The 18235-nt window shown below is 57.5% G+C and carries 15 protein-coding genes; 10 read left to right on the forward strand and 5 right to left on the reverse strand.

What is annotated here, in order from left to right; all coding sequences use genetic code 11:
- Positions 1–225 carry a hypothetical protein gene (locus Q1L34_RS17140; RefSeq protein WP_004860396.1) on the reverse strand — a complete coding sequence of 75 codons (225 nt, stop codon included), beginning with the start codon at positions 223–225 and terminating at the stop codon, positions 1–3.
- 247 nt (positions 226–472) lie between these two features.
- Between Q1L34_RS17140 and Q1L34_RS17145 the strand changes: the two genes are divergently transcribed.
- Positions 473–595: a small membrane protein gene (locus tag Q1L34_RS17145; protein ID WP_004860391.1), complete on the forward strand. Its 123-nt coding sequence runs from the start codon at positions 473–475 to the stop codon at positions 593–595.
- A 100-nt stretch (positions 596–695) separates the two neighbouring features.
- Here Q1L34_RS17145 and Q1L34_RS17150 read toward each other — a convergent pair whose 3' ends face one another.
- Together Q1L34_RS17150 and Q1L34_RS17155 are read right to left on the reverse strand one after the other, a co-directional pair.
- Positions 696–2087 carry an APC family permease gene (locus Q1L34_RS17150; RefSeq protein WP_004860389.1) on the reverse strand — a complete coding sequence of 464 codons (1392 nt, stop codon included), beginning with the start codon at positions 2085–2087 and terminating at the stop codon, positions 696–698.
- A gap of 354 nt (positions 2088–2441) precedes the next feature.
- Positions 2442–3860 (reverse strand): glutamine synthetase family protein, encoded by a 1419-nt coding sequence (locus tag Q1L34_RS17155; RefSeq protein ID WP_004860385.1) that lies wholly within the window; start codon positions 3858–3860, stop codon positions 2442–2444.
- A 225-nt stretch (positions 3861–4085) separates the two neighbouring features.
- Here Q1L34_RS17155 and puuD point away from each other — a divergent pair, with 225 nt between their 5' ends.
- The 4 genes from puuD (at position 4086) to Q1L34_RS17175 (ending at position 8430) form a co-directional block, all read left to right on the forward strand.
- A complete protein-coding gene (puuD, locus tag Q1L34_RS17160; RefSeq protein WP_195874263.1) occupies positions 4086–4838 on the forward strand; it encodes a gamma-glutamyl-gamma-aminobutyrate hydrolase in 753 nt (250 codons plus the stop codon).
- A gap of 25 nt (positions 4839–4863) precedes the next feature.
- Positions 4864–5421 (forward strand): HTH-type transcriptional regulator PuuR, encoded by a 558-nt coding sequence (puuR, locus tag Q1L34_RS17165; protein WP_004860381.1) that lies wholly within the window; start codon positions 4864–4866, stop codon positions 5419–5421.
- A 238-nt stretch (positions 5422–5659) separates the two neighbouring features.
- The gene (gene puuC, locus Q1L34_RS17170; RefSeq protein WP_015584678.1) at positions 5660–7147 is read left to right on the forward strand and encodes an aldehyde dehydrogenase PuuC; all 1488 of its coding nucleotides are present in this window, start codon (positions 5660–5662) and stop codon (positions 7145–7147) included.
- A gap of 2 nt (positions 7148–7149) precedes the next feature.
- A complete protein-coding gene (locus Q1L34_RS17175; RefSeq protein ID WP_327204211.1) occupies positions 7150–8430 on the forward strand; it encodes an NAD(P)/FAD-dependent oxidoreductase in 1281 nt (426 codons plus the stop codon).
- A gap of 140 nt (positions 8431–8570) precedes the next feature.
- On the opposite strand, the gene Q1L34_RS17180 is transcribed toward Q1L34_RS17175, so the two are convergent.
- On the reverse strand, positions 8571–9521 hold the full coding sequence (locus Q1L34_RS17180; RefSeq protein ID WP_160873471.1) for a LysR substrate-binding domain-containing protein: 951 nt from the start codon (positions 9519–9521) through the stop codon (positions 8571–8573).
- An 82-nt stretch (positions 9522–9603) separates the two neighbouring features.
- Between Q1L34_RS17180 and Q1L34_RS17185 the strand changes: the two genes are divergently transcribed.
- On the forward strand, positions 9604–10689 hold the full coding sequence (locus Q1L34_RS17185; protein WP_004860370.1) for a tartrate dehydrogenase: 1086 nt from the start codon (positions 9604–9606) through the stop codon (positions 10687–10689).
- A gap of 35 nt (positions 10690–10724) precedes the next feature.
- On the opposite strand, the gene ptsP is transcribed toward Q1L34_RS17185, so the two are convergent.
- Positions 10725–13226 (reverse strand): phosphoenolpyruvate--protein phosphotransferase, encoded by a 2502-nt coding sequence (ptsP, locus tag Q1L34_RS17190; RefSeq protein ID WP_064359822.1) that lies wholly within the window; start codon positions 13224–13226, stop codon positions 10725–10727.
- 308 nt (positions 13227–13534) lie between these two features.
- Between ptsP and Q1L34_RS17195 the strand changes: the two genes are divergently transcribed.
- The 4 genes from Q1L34_RS17195 to Q1L34_RS17210 all read left to right on the forward strand — a co-directional run bounded on the left by Q1L34_RS17195 (position 13535) and on the right by Q1L34_RS17210 (position 18230).
- A complete protein-coding gene (locus tag Q1L34_RS17195; RefSeq protein ID WP_004860366.1) occupies positions 13535–14611 on the forward strand; it encodes a PTS fructose transporter subunit EIIC in 1077 nt (358 codons plus the stop codon).
- Between the two features lie 20 nt (positions 14612–14631).
- Positions 14632–14952, forward strand: a complete 321-nt coding sequence (locus Q1L34_RS17200; protein WP_004860362.1) for a PTS fructose-like transporter subunit IIB — start codon at positions 14632–14634, stop codon at positions 14950–14952.
- Positions 14953–15091: 139 nt separating this feature from the next.
- A complete protein-coding gene (locus Q1L34_RS17205; protein WP_032724221.1) occupies positions 15092–17389 on the forward strand; it encodes a formate C-acetyltransferase in 2298 nt (765 codons plus the stop codon).
- Entirely contained in the window at positions 17355–18230 is an 876-nt protein-coding gene (locus Q1L34_RS17210; RefSeq protein ID WP_137056502.1) for a [formate-C-acetyltransferase]-activating enzyme, read from the forward strand. Before Q1L34_RS17205 ends, Q1L34_RS17210 begins: the two co-directional genes overlap by 35 nt.
- Positions 18231–18235: the final 5 nt, after the last annotated feature.

Here is an 18235-nt window from a genome sequence, read left to right on the forward strand (position 1 = left end):
TTACTCCGGTAGCGGTACCGCCGCCAGCGTGCAGATCGCCTGATGTTCGCCGCCGCGGCGATCGACCATCACTACTTTGTCTCCCGCTTTTTTGCCTTCACAGGGTTTTAGCACCTGATCCATGATGCGTTCGCGGGTTTGTTGGCGATCTGACTCCGCTGCGCCGGCAAATGAAGTCAGGATAAGAGTCAGCCCAACCAGGCCGACGATATGTTGATTACGCATGCATTACTCTCAGATAATTCTTACTCAAATGCAGGGTATCAGCCCGCGGGCTGTACGTCTGTAAAATCACTTAACGGAGTGTTACCCGACCGACGAAACGGCGCTTCAGACCGGTCAGTATGATTTTATCATCCTGATTTTTTTCGATTTTAACCGAAAAACGAGTCATATTTCGGACACATCCTGATGCTATCTTACACGTAACTTAATAGAGTTCATGGTTTTCAACTCAAGCCCAGGATCGCTTATGTCCGGTATTATTCTCATTGTTGTCGCGGTCATTTTGCTGGGAGTGGCGATTTACAGTCTGGTGTCATACGTCAAAGAACGCCGCGCCAGCCAGCTCCCGACCCATAAGAAGAAAAAATAGCCCCTCTCGATATACCACGTTGCGCCACGATGCATCATAGAAGAATAAAAGCAGGCGTTATGCCTGCTTTTATTCTTTACTTCCTGTTCAGTCTGAACGGTTACGACTCCCAGGCCTGCTCCGCTTTGCGGCCATCGAACTGCGGCGGAGGCTGACGGAAGCGACGGGTCAACCAGGTCAGATACAGCAGCCCTACCGCCGCCCACACCAGACCGAGGGTCAATGATGTTGCCTCCAGGTTAACCCACAGCACCGCCACCGTCGCCGCGCCAATCAGCGGTAGAATCAGGTAGTGCACACGATCCTTCCACGTTTTGTTATAGCCTTTACGCCGCCAGAAGTGGTTGAACACCGACAGGTTGACGAAGGTAAACGCCACCAGCGCGCCAAAGTTAATCAGCGCCGTCGCGGTCACCAGATCAAAGAACAGCGCCGACATCGCCACCACGCCCACCATCAGCACGTTGAGGGCCGGAGTCCGCCATTTCGGATGCACATAGCCAAAAATACGCTCCGGAAAGACGTTATCGCGCCCCATGACGTACAGCAGGCGGGAGACGCTGGCGTGTGAGGCCAGACCCGAGGCCAGCGTGTTGACGAAGGTGGTGCAGAGGAAAATCGACTGGAACAGTTTTCCGCCAACGTACAGCGCAATTTCCGGCAGCGCCGCATCCGGATCCTTAAAGCGGCTGATATCGGGGAAAAAGAGCTGCATAAAGAAGGAGGCGACGATAAAGATAATCCCGCCATAGACCGCCGTCAGGAAAATGGCTTTCGGAATGGTGCGCGCGGCATCCGGCGTCTCTTCCGATAGCGTGGTGACCGCATCAAAACCGAGGAACGAGAAACAGACAATCGTCGCCCCGGTGATAATCGGAATCAGATGGGCATTCTGGCTGATGAACGGTTGCAGCGACCAGACGGTCCCGACCCCTTCTCCCTTATGTAATCCCTGCACCACCAGGAAGATAAAGACCACCATGATCGCAATCTGCACCAGCACAAACAGCGTATTGAAGTTGGCCACCAGATTGACGCTTTTAAGATTCGCCGCGGTCAGAATCGCGACAAAACCTACCACCCAGATCCACGGCGGCACCTCCGGGAACAGCGCCGACAGATAAATCTTCGCCAGCAGCACGTTGATCATCGGTAAGAAAAGATAATCCAGCAGCGACGACCAGCCCACCATAAAGCCCACGTGCGGACTGATCGACTTCTGCGCATAGGTATACGCCGACCCCGCTTCGGGGAACTGACGGACCAGCTTGCCATAGCTAATAGCGGTGAACAGCACCCCAGCCAACGCCAGAATATAGGAGGCCGGCACGTGGCCATTGCTGATACCCGACACAATACCAAACGTATCAAATACCGACATCGGCGTGAGATAGGCCAGCCCCATAACCACCACCTGCCAGAGCTTGAGCGACTTGCGCAGACGAGGTTTTCCCGCCTCGGATGAGATGTCGAGAGAAGCGTTAGCAGCCATAGTCATCCCCCCCCATGTAAACGTGGGTTTGTAGGCGCAATGACCGGGTAACAAACCTGCTTAGCAAGGGGGTAAGGCATAAATAATCGGTTAAAACGTATCGACTTACGGCGGTTAATTCTGTGTTATTGCGGCCTTCATGGCCCCCTTCTCCCTGCGGATATTTGAACATCGGCGTCATCTCTTACCTCGTCACACACTGTGTCGTTAACTGAAGCCCCGTTATCGCCTGCGCTCCTTTACGCGACATCCGGGAAATGGCTGGACTCCCAGCAAAAACGTCCGACCAGGCTCCGCTCAGGCCGTATGATGCTACTTGTCGATCAAATCTACAGGCCCCTTGCGGGGCGACAATCAGGCGTTTTTCAACATCCACTCAATTTCTGTTTCTGTGATAAGACGCTCAAATTGCAGTAATTCGTCATGTTTACAGGCGTGGTAAACGTGGCAGAAACGTTCACCCAGGCGCTCGCGCAGGCTATCGTTTTGCATAAACTCCCACAGCGCATCGCTTTGACGGATCGGGAACGGCAGCCCTTCCTGCTCCAGGCCGTTGCCTTCCACCTCTTCCTGCAACGGCAGCGTATTGTCCAGACCGTGCAAAATGCCGGCAAAAATTGCCGCCATCACCAGATACGGGTTGGCGTCGGCCCCCGCCACGCGATACTCCACGCGGTGATTCTGGCGGTCGCCGCAGGGGATCCGCAGCGCCACCGTCCGGTTGTTATGCCCCCAGGAGGCCTGCGTCGGCACATACATACCTGGCTGGAAGCGGCGGTATGAGTTGACGTTTGGCGCCAGCAGCGCCATCGACGCCGGCATCAGGTCAATCATCCCGGCGAGCGCGCGTTTCAACAGCGCAGAATCTTCGCCATTGGCATCCGCGAGGACGTTTTCACCCTTGTTGTTTTGCATGCTGATATGGATATGCATCCCGCTACCGGCATGCTCTTCATAAGGCTTGGCCATAAAAGTGGCATGCATCTTATGCTTCTCGGCCATCAAACGCACGAGGCGTTTTAACGCCAGCGCATCATCGCAGGCATCCAGCACGTTATCGGTATGATGAAGGTTGATTTCGAACTGACCCGGCGACGCTTCTGCCACCGCGCCATCGGCCGGAATCAGCTGCAGCTGGGCCAGCTCATCAATATCGTTGAGCACGTCGGCGAAGTGGTTGAGGTTATCCACGGAATAGACCTGGCTTTGGGTGTTGCGATCGCCGGTACCCGGCGCGCAAGGCGGCTGGAGATAGCCTTCAGCATCGCGTTTACGATCGAGTAAATAGAACTCCAGCTCTACCGCTACCACGGGGAACAACCCACGCTGGCGCAGCTGCTGCCAGAGTCGATTGAGAACGTTCCGCGGCTCAACGTCAAAGGGAGCGCCATCTTCATCAACCATGGTCAGCTGCAGCTGCGCGATAAATGCCGGGTCGGCAGCAGAAGGCGTTAAGGTACCCGGTACCGGTACGCAGGTGCAGTCCGGTTCCCCCATCTCCTGGCCGAGACCGGCCTCTTCTACCACATTTCCCAGAATATCCATGGCAAAAACGGAGGCCGGGAAGTAGCACCCTTTTTCCAGTTTGCTCAGGCTGGAGACCGGGATGCGCTTCCCGCGGAAACAGCCGTTCAGATCGGTCAGCAGCACATCGACATACTGCGTATTCGGATACTGCTCAAGGTAGCGCTTCACTTCCCAGGTGAATGCGCTGCCCCGTCTCTCTTCTGACTGCTGAACAAAATTCTCAACTTCTACAATATTGGTTTCCATCATTCACCGCCGTTGTGTTGGTTTCGGAGCCGGGCTTTCTTGCCGTTAAATATAATGTCCACTCTTCGAATGTGTATGCAAACAAAATGTTTGTCAAATGTTAAATTAAGTTTGCAAACGGCAATTCTCACTGCTAGATTGAGAAAATATTGAACGATATGACCATTTCAAGCGCTAAATGGTCATAATTTAGTCCACTTTGTGAGGGCGATCATGGAAAATATAATGTACAAGCCAGTTATTGGTGTCGTGATGTGCAGAAACAGGCTGAAGGGTCACCAGACCCAGACCCTGCAAGAAAAATACCTGAATGCAATAATTAACGCCGGTGGATTACCGATTGCCCTGCCGCATGCGCTGGCTGAACCGGAACTGCTTGCCGCGTTGTTACCTCAACTGGACGGAATTTACCTGCCGGGCAGCCCCAGCAATGTGCAGCCGCACCTTTATGGTGAAAACGGCGATGAGCCTGACGCCGATCCCGGGCGTGATCTTCTGAGCATGGCACTGATTAACGCCGCGCTCGAAAGGCGCATCCCCATTTTCGCCATCTGCCGTGGGTTACAGGAACTGGTTGTCGCCACCGGTGGGACTCTGTATCGTCGTCTTTTCGAGCAGCCGGAGCTCCTCGAACATCGCGAAGATCCGGAACTGCCGGTTGAGCAGCAATATGCGCCGTCTCACGAAGTACAGGTTCAGCAAGGAGGATTACTTTCTCAGTTAATACCGGGCTGCAACACGTTTTGGGTAAACTCGCTACATGGGCAGGGAGCAAAGACATTAAGCTCGCGTCTGCGCGTCGAAGCCCGTTCTTCCGATGGGCTGGCAGAAGCGGTCAGCGTTAATGACCACCCCTTCGCGCTGGGGGTACAGTGGCATCCGGAATGGAACAGTAGTGAATACGCCCTGTCGCGTTTGTTGTTTGAAGGTTTTATCACCGCCTGTCAGAAGCGCATGGCTGAAAAGCCGCGACTCTGACCATTACAGTTAAGGAAATGCAAATATGAGCGATGACGGACTGGCGCCAGGAAAACGTCTGTCAGAGATCCGCCAACAGCTGGGTCTCTCACAACGTCGTGCCGCCGAACTGTCTGGGTTAACACATAGTGCCATCAGTACCATAGAACAGGACAAAGTCAGTCCTGCCATCAGTACGCTGCAAAAGCTGCTGAAAGTTTATGGGCTGTCGCTCTCGGAATTCTTTTCTGAACCAGAAAAACCTGATGAACCGCAGGTGGTTATTAATCAGGATGACCTTATCGAAATCGGCAGTCAGGGGGTTTCGATGAAGCTGGTGCATAACGGAAATCCGAACCGTACGCTGGCGATGATTTTTGAAACTTACCAGCCTGGAACCACAACCGGGGAGAGGATCAAACATCAAGGTGAGGAAATTGGCACCATACTGGAAGGTGAAGTCGTACTGGTCATAAATGGTCAGTCGTATCATCTGGTGGCTGGGCAAAGCTATGCCATAAATACCGGCATACCGCACAGTTTCAGCAATACTTCGGCCGGCATTTGCCGAATTATCAGTGCCCATACTCCCACCACATTCTGATTTTTTAGCCTGAGCAGGTTTCAGGCTTTCTTCTGGCCTGCTCCGTCGGATGCCCTGTTTCCGGCGGAGCGAAGAACACGCAAATAATACGCAGCGTAGTGCGGAATCTTATTTCCTGCTGGCCTCAATAATACGCGCAAATAAAACGCGCGAAAGACGGTATCTGACTCCGGGGACGCCCTGCGCCCTGTGCTGTCTGAAATGCCCACTATTCGATTATGTGATTAAGGAGTCTTATATGGATTTCAAACATCTGGCCTGGTGGCAGGATAAAGCGAAAAGCATGGAGATTGAAACGCGGTTATTTATTAATGGCGAATACTGCTCTGCTGTCGATAATACCACGTTTGAAACCATCGACCCTGCCGCCCAGCAAACTCTGGCGCATGTCGCCCGCGGTAAAAAGGCCGACGTCGACCTCGCTGTTCAGGCCGCGCGCCGCGTTTTTGAACGCGGCGACTGGTCGCAGACCTCACCCGCGCAGCGTAAAGCGGTGCTCAATAAGCTGGCGGACCTGATGGAAAGCCACCGTGAAGAGCTGGCGCTGCTGGAGACGCTCGATACCGGAAAGCCGATCCGCCACAGCCTGCGCGACGATATCCCCGGCGCGGCGCGGGCGATCCGCTGGTATGCGGAAGCCATCGACAAAGTGTATGGCGAAGTCGCCCCTACCGGCGTCAATGAACTGGCGATGATCGTCCGTGAGCCGGTAGGCGTGATTGCCGCCGTGGTCCCGTGGAATTTCCCGCTGCTGCTGGCCTGCTGGAAACTCGGCCCGGCGCTGGCCACCGGCAATAGCATCGTGCTTAAACCGTCTGAAAAATCACCGCTCACCGCCCTGCGCCTTGCTGGCCTGGCGAAAGAAGCCGGGCTGCCGGACGGCGTGCTGAACGTGATCAGCGGGTTTGGCCACGAGGCGGGCCAGGCCCTGTCGCTGCACCCGGACGTTGAGGTCATCACCTTTACCGGCTCTACCCGCACCGGCAAACAGCTGTTAAAAGATGCCGGCGACAGCAACATGAAGCGCGTCTGGCTGGAAGCGGGGGGGAAAAGCGCCAATATCGTCTTTGCCGACTGCCCGGATCTGCAAAAAGCGGTCAACGCCACCGCCGGCGGCATCTTTTACAACCAGGGCCAGGTGTGCATCGCCGGTACCCGCCTGCTGGTTGAAGAGAGCATTGCCGATGAGTTCCTCAGCCGTCTGCAGGAGCAGGCTCGCCTCTGGCAGCCGGGCAACCCGCTCGACCCCAACACCACCATGGGCATGTTGATTGATAACACCCATGCCGACAGCGTCCACAGTTTTATCCGCGTGGGAGAAAGTCACAGCACCTTACTGCTCGATGGCCGGAAAAATCCGTGGCCGGCCGCCGTCGGCCCGACCATTTTCGTTGATGTCGATCCGGCCTCTCCCCTGAGTCGGGAAGAGATTTTCGGCCCGGTACTGGTGGTCACCCGCTTCACCTCAGAAGCAGAGGCACTGCGGCTTGCCAACGACAGCCATTACGGCCTGGGCGCAGCGGTCTGGACCCGCGATCTTTCCCGCGCCCACCGCATGAGCCGCCGCCTGAAAGCGGGCTCCGTTTTTGTGAACAACTATAACGATGGTGATATGACCGTCCCGTTTGGCGGCTATAAACAAAGCGGCAACGGACGCGATAAGTCTCTGCACGCGCTGGAAAAATTCACCGAACTGAAAACGATCTGGATGACTCTGGAGTCTTAATCATGACCGAACATACCACCAGTTATTACGCCGCCAGCGCCAACAAATACGCACCGTTTCCGACGCTGAGCGAATCCATCAGCTGCGACGTCTGCGTCGTCGGCGGCGGCTACACCGGCCTCTCTTCCGCCCTACATCTTGCCGAAATGGGCTACGACGTGGTGCTGCTGGAAAGCGCCCGAATTGGCTTTGGCGCCAGCGGACGCAACGGCGGCCAGTTGGTTAACTCCTATAGCCGCGATATTGACGTCATTGAAAAAACCTACGGACCGGACGCGGCAAGAATGCTCGGCAGCATGATGTTTGAAGGTGGCGAGATCATCCGCGAACGTATCCAGCGCTATCAGATTCAGTGCGACTATCGCCCCGGCGGCCTGTTTGTGGCGATGAACCACAAACAGCTGGAAACTCTGGAAGAGCAGAAAGCCAACTGGCAGCGCTACGGTAACAACCAGCTGGAGCTGCTGGATGCCAATGCCATCCGCCGTGAGGTCAACAGCGATCGTTATACCGGCGCCCTGCTCGATCATAGCAGTGGTCATATTCATCCCCTGAATCTGGCCATCGGCGAAGCGGATGCCATTCGTCTGAACGGCGGTCGGATTTATGAACAATCGCCGGTCATCCGCATCCAGCACACCAGCCCGGCGGTGGTGAGCACCGCCAAAGGCCAGGTGACCGCACGCTACGTGATCGTCGCCGGAAACGCCTACCTTGGCGACAAAGTGGAGCCGGAGCTGGCCAAACGCAGTATGCCGTGCGGTACCCAGGTCGTCACCACCGAGCCGCTGTCCGACGACGTCGCCCGTTCGCTGATCCCGAAAAATTACTGCGTGGAAGACTGCAACTACCTGCTGGACTACTACCGTCTGACCGGCGATAACCGCCTGTTGTACGGCGGCGGCGTCGTCTACGGCGCCCGCGATCCGGACGACGTTGAACGGCTGATCATGCCGAAACTGCTGAAGACTTTCCCGCAGCTGAAAGGGGTGAAAATCGATTATCGCTGGACCGGCAACTTCCTGCTGACGCTTTCGAGGATGCCGCAGTTCGGACGCCTGGACAACAACATCTACTATATGCAGGGTTACAGCGGCCACGGCGTCACCTGTACCCATCTCGCCGGGCGGCTGATCTCCGAGCTGCTGCGCGGGGATGCCGAGCGCTTCGACGCCTTTGCGAACCTGCCCCACTACCCGTTCCCGGGCGGGCGCAGCTTACGCATTCCGTTTACCGCAATGGGCGCGGCGTACTACAGCTTGCGCGACCGCCTCGGCGTGTGAGCCGCTACGCCGCCTGGAACAACAGCCGCCGGGTGCGTTGATCCGGCGCCCGGCGCGCCGTTGTTTGAGCCAACGCCCGGCGGCGTTAACGCCGTCCGCACCACCGGCAGCCAACGCCGGTGGTGTTCTCATCTTGCGCATCAGGTTTCGCGGCTCACAACGCATTGCTGCGGATAGTGCTGCTGAAAGTAGTGGCGTAAAAACTCCACCGTGGCCCGAATTTTCGCCGAAGTCGCCAGCCGCGACACATACACCGCCCAGATGTTAGCCGGCTGAGAGTATTCCGGCAGCAGATGCACCAGGTGACCGCTGGCGATATTGTCACTGACATCCCACCACGAGCGTAGCGAGATCCCCTGCCCGTCAAGACACCACTGATGCACGATCTCCCCGTGGTTAGAGGCGAGCGGGCCGGTCACCTTAATCGCCTGCTCCCCCTCTTTACCGTGGAGCTGCCAGACGCCAAACGGTCGATCGCGCTCTTTAATCACCAGACAGGGCAAGGTCGCCAGATCGCTGAGCTGCCTGGGCTGCGGATAGCGGGCCAGAAACGCCGGTGAAGCGCAGAGAATCCGCTGGTTGGTCGCCAGTTTGCGGGCAATCAGATTGGGGGCAATATCATCACCCACGCGAATATCGAGATCGACGCCTTCATTCACCAGGTCGACCAGCCGGTCTTCAACATCAAACCGCAGCTCCAGCTGCGGATACTGACGCGACAGCGCCGACAGCGCCGGCGCCACCACCCGGCGGCCAAAACCAAAGCTGCTGATAATCCGCAGCGTACCCTGCGGCACCTGACGCACATCGGACAGCTCATCCATCATTTGGTCGACGTCCTGCAAAATGCGCTGCGCCCATTCGTAGATGCGCTCGCCCTCTTCGGTTATCGTGACCCGACGGGTAGTGCGGTGCAGCAGCAGCACATTCAGCGTCTGCTCAAGCAAAGAAATGCGCTTGCTGACAAAGGCGGGCGAAACGCCGAGCTCTTCGGCGGCAGAGGCAAAACCGGCGCGGCGGGCTACCAGCATAAACACGCGTAAATCATTTAGCAGCGGCAGATTATTCATGAACTGTGTTTTATGTTTCACCAGTTAGCGTGATTAATTATGAACCAGTCAATTATAGGATAGAAAGGAAGTCAATTTTCATCGCTGATAAGTGAGAACCGGTATGAAGAAAAGCTGTCGTATTGCCGCCATCCCAGGAGACGGGATAGGTAAAGAAGTGCTGCCTGAAGGTATTCGCGTCTTACAAGCCGCGGCTGAACGCTGGGATTTGTCATTAAGCTTTGAACAGATTGAATGGGCCAGCTGCGACTATTATGTCCGCCACGGTAAAATGATGCCCGACGACTGGCATGAGCAGCTCAAAACCTTTGATGCTCTCTATTTTGGCGCCGTCGGCTGGCCCGACACCGTAGCGGATCACGTCTCACTGTGGGGCTCGCTGCTCAAGTTTCGCCGCGAGTTCGATCAGTACGTCAACCTGCGTCCGGTGCGCCTGTTCCCCGGCGTTCCCTGCCCGCTGGCGGGTAAAAAAGCCGGCGATATTGATTTCTACGTGGTGCGGGAGAATACCGAAGGGGAATACTCCTCGCTCGGCGGACGCGTGAATCCCGGGACCGAGTATGAGATGGTGATTCAGGAGTCGGTCTTCACCCGCCGCGGCGTAGACCGGATCCTGCGCTACGCGTTTGAACTGGCGCAAAGCCGCCCGCGTAAAACCCTGACCTCCGCCACCAAATCCAACGGGCTGGCCATCAGCATGCCTTACTGGGATGAGCGCGTAGAAGCCATGGCCCGGGAGTATCCTGAGATCCGCTGGGACAAACAGCATATCGATATTCTGTGCGCCCGCTTCGTCCTCCAGCCGGAACGCTTCGACGTGGTCGTCGGCTCAAATCTGTTCGGCGATATCCTCTCCGATCTTGGCCCGGCCTGTACCGGTACCATTGGCATCGCCCCGTCGGCGAACCTGAATCCGGAGCGTACCTTCCCGTCTCTGTTCGAGCCGGTCCACGGCTCAGCGCCGGATATTTACGGTCAGAACATCGCCAACCCGATAGCGACTATCTGGGCGGGCGCCATGATGCTGGATTTCCTCGGCGCCGGCGATGCGCGTTATCAGGCCGCCCATGACGGTATTTTACAGGCTATTGAGCAGGTTATCGCCAGCGGGCCGAAAACGCCGGATATGAAGGGGGATGCCTCGACCCGGCAGGTCAGCGAAGCCATCTGCCAGGCGATTTTGCGCTAACCTGCCTCTCCGGCGGCACCGTTCCGCCGGAGAAACTACAGCTCCAGCTCGCGCTGCAATAACCCGGCGATGGCCTCGCTGCTGTCGGCGGTGACCAGCGCGTGACGAAACGCCTCGTGCATAATGCGCCGCGCCAGACGAGAGAAGATGCGCATATGCTGATCCCCGGCGGCATGTTTGTTCAGCGTCAGCATAATCACAAATTGCGCTTCGTCCTCTCCCCACGCCACCGGCCGGGCCAGGCGAGCCACGCTGATGGTGGACTGCTCAATATGTTCCGACTTGCTGTGCGGAATGGCAAAGCTGAAGCCCAGCCCGGTGGAAAATACCGCTTCGCGCGCCCAGAGATCGGCCTCCAGCTTACGCGGGTAGCGGCAACGCCCCGCCAGCAGCAGATTGTCGGTCATGCCTTTCAGCACCTCTTCTTTACTGCGCCAGTCGCTGTTTAAGGTAATGCACTGCGTGGTAATCAGCGGCGCGTCCTGCTGGGCCATGCGGAACTGAGCTAATAAATGTTCCACCTCCAGCGAGGTGCGACACTGCATAGCCTGGTTCAGCAGCTGGCGACAGGCCCGACTATCCAGCCGGGCCAGACGCGCTTTCGTCGCCGGAATCGCCGGCGCGCTCATGCTCAGTTCATCCAGCCCAAGTCCCACCAGCAGCGGCAGCACCGAGCCTTTCGCCCCCAGTTCACCGCACAGACCAATCCATTTCCCCTGCCGATGTACCGCCTGCACGGCGTAGTCCAGCGCGCGCAAAAAAGCCGGGTTGAGGCTGTTGTAGTGGCGCGTGACTTTGCTGTTATCACGATCCACCGCCAGCAGATACTGCGTCAGGTCATTGCTGCCAATACTGAAAAAATCGATCTCTTCACAGCACTGGTCGATGATAAACATCACCGACGGCACTTCCAGCATGATGCCAAACGGGATCTTCTCATCGAACGGAATATGTTCATCGCGCAGGGATTGCCTGGCTTCGGCCAGCCTTTCTTTCACCCACAGAATCTCCTCCATCGAGGAGATCATCGGAATCATAATTTTCAACGAGCCGTGCGCCGAGGCGCGCAGAATCGCCCTGAGCTGCGTGCGGAACAGCGTCTGGTACTCTTCGTAAATTCGCACCGCGCGATAGCCGAGGAAGGGGTTGTTTTCCGCCGGGATATTGAGATAGGCCACCGGCTTATCGCCTCCGATATCCATGGTGCGAATAATAATGCTGCGGCCCTTCGCCGGTTCCAGCGCCTGGCAAAAAATATTATACAGTTCATCTTCAGACGGCGCGCCGGGCCGGTCCATATACAGCATTTCGGTACGGAACAGGCCCACCGCCTGCGCGCCGTTGCCAAACGCCGCGGCGGCTTCAACGGAGTGGGCAATATTGGCCGCCACCTCCAGACGCAGGCCATCTTTTGTGACCCCGTCTTTATCAAACCACGCCTGCTGCTGACGACGTAACTGCGCCGCGGCCCAGGCCTCCTGCTGGTAGTAGCGCGTCACCGCCTCATCCGGGTTAACCGCCACCAGCCCGGCATTGCCGTCGATATATACCGGTTGCCCCACCCACGGCTGCAGCGCCGCCATCTCCACGCCGACCAGAGTCGGAATATTAAACGAACGCGCCAGAATCACGGTATGCGAAGTGGTCCCGCCGCCGCTCAGCAGCAGGCCTTTCAGCAGCGTTTTATCCAGCTCAAGAAACTGGCTGGGCGTTAACTCATCGGCAAGACAAATCGCCGGGACGGTCAGCTTACCCGGAGCCGGGAAGCGGGACTCGCCGTAGATATGCTGCAGAAGCTGGAAGCAGACATCGCGGATGTCCAGCACCCGCTCCTGTAAATAGCGGTTGCCGGAGTCGTGGAACTGAGCGCAGAAGTGCTCGCCGCTGGCGACGATCGCCTGGGCGCAGCTCAGGCCGGTCAGCAGCCCGCCAAGCAGATGCTGGCGTAGAGAAGCATCCGTCGCCAGCGAACGATGCGCCTCCAGAATGGCGCCGGCGGTTCCGTCGTTATCCAGCAGCCGCAGCTCGATATTTTTAACCAGCAGCAGCAAACCTTGATCCAGCAGCGCCTGCTCGTGCTCAACATTCCCGGCAGCGGGCAGCGGGCCCGGGTCGCGCAGATCGAAAGATTTCAGCCGGGTGAGCGTGCCCCCGGCGCTCCCGGCACACACTGGCCGCCCGTGCAACAGGATGGGATTCAGCCGCGACAGCGATTCCGGAACCGGCTGTACCTCTGGACTTTCCGCCGCCGGCAACGGCGTATCGCAGTGCGGAAATTCATCCTGAATAAATGCCGACAGGGCAGCAAGCGCCCGCTGCTCATCCTCACCGCGGATAATTAACTGGCACTCGTCGCCCTGTATTGTGTTGGTGGCAATAATAGCCAGCGCGCTTTTCGCATTGCCGCGCAGGTCGCTGCGCGTATTCCACCAGTCAACAGAAGACAAAAAGGTATTGCATAGCGTTTCTACCAGACTAGCCGGACGGGCGTGGACGCCATTTGGCAAATCACAACGGAATTTAATAACCTGGGCCATTGGCTTTCTCCTGAGCAAGACATCATTACCTCAACGGTAAAGAAAGCGCGCCGCAGGAACTACGCGAGAAAAGAGTGAATTACTGGAAAATTGTACACAGAGATCTTTTTTCTGTTCCGGCTCACAATTCTCTCGTTTGCTCGCAACATTCCCCCATAACACCTAAGATTTGAGGTGGATCGCAATTTCACGCGCACCTTACAAATATCCAGTAAATGCACTTTTTCTCTACTGTTTTCTCCCCCGCCATTTTCCTACTGTTGAAGCAACAATACTGTCACGAGCGTTAGCGCGCTCAGGAGCAAGCAATGAACGAACTGGTGCAAATACTAAAAAATACACGCCAGCATCTCATGACCGGCGTCTCACATATGATCCCCTTTGTGGTCTCCGGCGGGATCCTCCTCGCCGTCTCGGTCATGCTATACGGCAAAGGCGCCGTGCCCGATGGCGCGACGGATCCCAACCTGAAAAAACTGTTTGATATTGGCGTCGCCGGACTGACCCTGATGGTGCCTTTTCTGGCGGCCTATATCGGCTACTCCATTTCTGACCGCGCGGCGCTGGCCCCGTGCGCCATTGGCGCGTGGGTCGGCAACAGTTTTGGCGCCGGTTTTTTCGGCGCACTGATCGCCGGGATGATCGGCGGCCTGGTGGTTTACTACCTGAAGAAAATCCCTGTCCACAAAGTGCTGCGCTCCGTGATGCCCATTTTTGTTATCCCCATTATCGGCACTTTTATTACGGCCGGGATCATGATGTGGGGGCTGGGTGAACCTATCGGCGCGCTCACCGCCGGTCTGACAACCTGGCTACAGGGCATGCGCGAGGGCAGCATCGTGCTTCTCGCCATCATCATGGGGCTGATGCTGGCCTTCGACATGGGGGGGCCGGTCAATAAAGTGGCCTACGCCTTCATGCTGATTTGCGTCTCCCAGGGGGTTTATAGCGTGGTGGCTATCGCCGCCGTCGGGATCGCCATTCCGCCGCTGGGCATGGGTCTGGCGACGCTGGTGGGTCGCAAATACTTCACGCCAGAGGAGCGAGAAGCGGGCAAAGCCGCGCTGGTCATGGGCTGCGTTGGCGTGTCGGAAGGCGCCATCCCCTTCGCGGCCGCCGACCCGCTGCGCGTCATCCCGTCGATCATGATTGGCGCCGCCAGCGGCTGCGCGACGACCGCCCTGCTCGGCGTTCAGTGCTACGCCGGCTGGGGCGGACTGATTGTCCTGCCGGTGGTTCAGGGTAAAGGCGGGTTCATCATCGGCCTGCTGGTCGGGGCATTGGTCAGCGCCGCCTGCGTCATCGTGCTTAAAGCCCTCACCAGGAAGAAAGCGTCAGAAGCCAAAGCCGATGACGAACTGGATCTTGATTTCGAAATTAACTGAAACCGCAGAAGGAATAGTTTATGACCAGGATTATCGCCGTTACCGCCTGCCCGTCCGGCGTCGCACACACCTACATGGCAGCGGAGTCGCTGGAGAGCGCCGCCACAGCCAAAGGCTGGCAGGTCAAGGTGGAGACCCAGGGCTCCATCGGTATTGAAAATGAGCTGTCGGCAGACGATGTCGCCAGCGCCGATATCGTGATTCTGACCAAAGATATCGGCATCAAGAGTGAAGAGCGGTTTGCCGGTAAAACCATCGTTCGCGTCAATATCAGCGATGCCGTGAAGCGGGCTGACGCCATTATGAACAAAATCGACAGCCATCTTTCGCAGAAAGCCTGAATACCGTCGCGCGCAGCGACGCTGCGCAAGACTCAGCGCCCCGCTCCACGAGCGTCATAGTGACCGGCAGTCCGTGCGCAACGCGCGTCGCGAATTGCCTCAATCCGCGCGTGGAGAGGGCGTTCACATGGAGTTTGTCATGACCAATCGTACCCAACGCTTAATAGCGGGCCTGTTCGCTCACCCGCGGGAAATCTCGCTCGAACGCGCCCTGCTCTATACCGAAAGCCACAAACGCACCGAGGGGGAGCCGACGATGATTCGTCGGGCGAAGGCCACCGCCTGGATCCTTGACCATGTACAGATTTCGATTCGTGATGATGAACTGATCGCCGGCAACCGGACAATCAAACCGCGCGCCGGCATCGTCTCGCCCGAGATGGACCCCTACTGGTTGCTTAACGAGCTGGATCGGTTCCCGGTTCGCCCGCAGGATCGCTTCGCCATCAGCGATGAAGACAAGCGCATCTACCGTGAAGCGCTGTTCCCGTACTGGGAAAAACGCTCGATGAAAGATGTTATTAACGCCCAGATGACCGACGAGGTGAAAGCGGCGGTAGGCACGCAGATTTTCAGCATCAACCAGACCGACAAGGGCCAGGGGCACATCATTATCGATTATCCCCGCCTGCTGAATAAAGGACTGGCGGCGCTGGCGACGGAAATGAAAAGTCTGGCCCGACAGCATCCGGAGAACGATTTTTATCAGGCGGTGCTGATTTTACTGGCGGCCTCGCAGCGCCACATTTTGCGTTACGCCACCCTCGCCGCTGACATGGCCCGCCGCTGCGACGATCCGCAGCGACGCCAGGAGCTGGAGACGATTGCCGCTCATTCGCGCCATAACGCCGCGCATCGCCCGGAAGATTTCTGGCAGGCCTGCCAGCTGTTCTGGTACATGAACATCATTCTGCAGTACGAGTCCAACGCCAGTTCGATTTCGCTTGGCCGTTTTGACCAGTATATGCTGCCGTTTTATCAGGCGTCGTTAACCCGTGGCGAGGATCCCGCGTTGCTGAAAACGCTGCTGGAATCGCTGTGGGTCAAGTGCAACGATATTGTCCTGCTGCGCTCATCCAGCAGCGCCCGCTACTTTGCCGGCTTTCCGACGGGCTATACCGCCTTGCTCGGCGGCCTGAGTGAGACCGGACGCAGCGCGGTAAACGTGCTCTCCTTTCTCGCGCTGGATGCCTACCAGAACGTCCGTCTGCCGCAGCCCAATCTCGGCGTGCGCGTCAACGAACTGATCGACCGCCCGTTCCTGCACAAAACGGCGGAAACCATCCGCTTAGGTACCGGGATCCCACAAATTTTCAACGACGAAGTGGTGGTTCCGGCCTTTCTCAACCGCGGCGTCTCGCTGGAGGATGCGCGGGATTATGCCGTCGTCGGCTGCGTCGAACTCTCTATCCCCGGCCGCACCTATGGGCTGCACGATATTGCGATGTTCAACCTGCTGAAGGTCATGGAGATCGTGATGCTGGAGAACGAAGGTAACCCCGATATCAGCTGGGACGGGCTGATTCAGCAGATCCGCGAGAAAATCCGCTACTACATCAGGCTGATGGTCGAAGGCAGCAACATTTGCGACCTCGGCCACCGGGATCAGGCGCCGGTTCCCCTGCTCTCTTCGTTTATTCAGGATTGCGTGTTGCACGGAAAGGACATCACCGAAGGCGGCGCGCGCTACAACTTCTCCGGCGTTCAGGGAATTGGTATCGCCAATCTCAGCGACTCCCTGCATGCGCTCAAGGGGATGGTCTTCGAGCAGCAGCGCATGAGCTACGACGAGCTGATTCAGGTCCTCAAGGCCAATTTCCAGACGCCGGAAGGCGAGAAAATCCGCGCCCGACTGGTTCACCGCTTTGAAAAATATGGCAACGATATCGACGAGGTAGACAATATCAGCGCCGACCTGCTGCGCTTTTACTGTAAAGAGGTTGAGCAGTACCGCAACCCGCGCGGCGGGCACTTCACCCCCGGTTCCTATACCGTCTCGGCGCACGTTCCGCTCGGCTCGGTGGTCGGCGCAACGCCGGATGGCCGCCTGGCCGGCGAGCAGTTAGCCGATGGCGGTCTGTCGCCGATGGTCGGCCAGGATTCTCAGGGGCCAACGGCGGTCCTGAAATCGGTCAGCAAGCTGGATAACTACCTGCTCTCCAACGGCACGCTGCTGAACGTGAAGTTCACCCCGGCGACCCTGAGCGGAGAGAGCGGGCTCAACAAGCTGGCTGATTTCTTACAGGCTTTCACCAGCCTGAAGCTACAGCATATCCAGTTTAACGTGGTCAACGCACAGACGCTGCGCGAAGCGCAGCAGCGCCCTCAGGATTTCGCTGGCCTGGTGGTACGCGTCGCGGGCTACAGCGCCTTCTTTGTGGAGTTATCGAAGGAGATCCAGGATGACATTATCCACCGCACCACGCATCAACTGTGACGTTATCGAGACGCGCGCCGACCGGGCGCGCATTTTCAATCTCCAGCGCTACTCGCTGAACGATGGCCAGGGGATCAGAACCGTCGTCTTTTTTAAAGGTTGCCCGCATACCTGCCCGTGGTGTGCCAACCCGGAATCCCTCTCCCCCCAAATTGAAACCGTGCGCCGGGAAAGCCGGTGTCTCCACTGCGCTCGCTGCCAGCAGGACGTCGAAGAGTGCCCTTCCGGCGCATGGGAGCAGATTGGCCGCGATGTCACTCAGGAAGCTTTGCTCAAAGAGGTTCTGAAAGATGAGATCTTTTTTCGTGCCTCGGGCGGCGGCGTCACGCTATCGGGTGGAGAGGTGTTGATGCAGGCCGGGTTTGCCACCCGTTTCTTACGCGCGTTGCGCCAGTGGGGGATCCACACGGCGATAGAAACGGCGGGCGACGCCGCCTTCAGCCGCGTTTACCCTCTTGCCCAGGCGTGCGACGAAGTGCTGTTTGATCTGAAAATGATGGATCCCGGGCAGGCCAGAGAACAGCTCGCCATGAATCTCCCCCGGGTGCTGGAAAATTTCAGCCGGCTGGTGGAAAATGGCGTTCACGTCATTCCCAGAGTGCCGCTCATTCCCGGCTTTACCCTGTGTGAAAAGAACTTCAGCCAGATTCTCTCCTTCCTGGCGCCGTTTGCGCTGCCTGACATTCACCTGCTGCCGTTTCACCACTATGGCGAACCGAAATACTCGCTGTTGGGCAAGAGATGGGCGATGGCAAAGGTCGGAGCGCCATCGGCAGCAGAGATTAACCGATTCACTCTCATGGCTGAACAAGCTGGTTTTCGCGTAACTGTCGGTGGCTAATGCCC

This window comes from Klebsiella ornithinolytica (assembly GCF_030505655.1).
Taxonomy (GTDB): domain Bacteria; phylum Pseudomonadota; class Gammaproteobacteria; order Enterobacterales; family Enterobacteriaceae; genus Klebsiella; species Klebsiella ornithinolytica.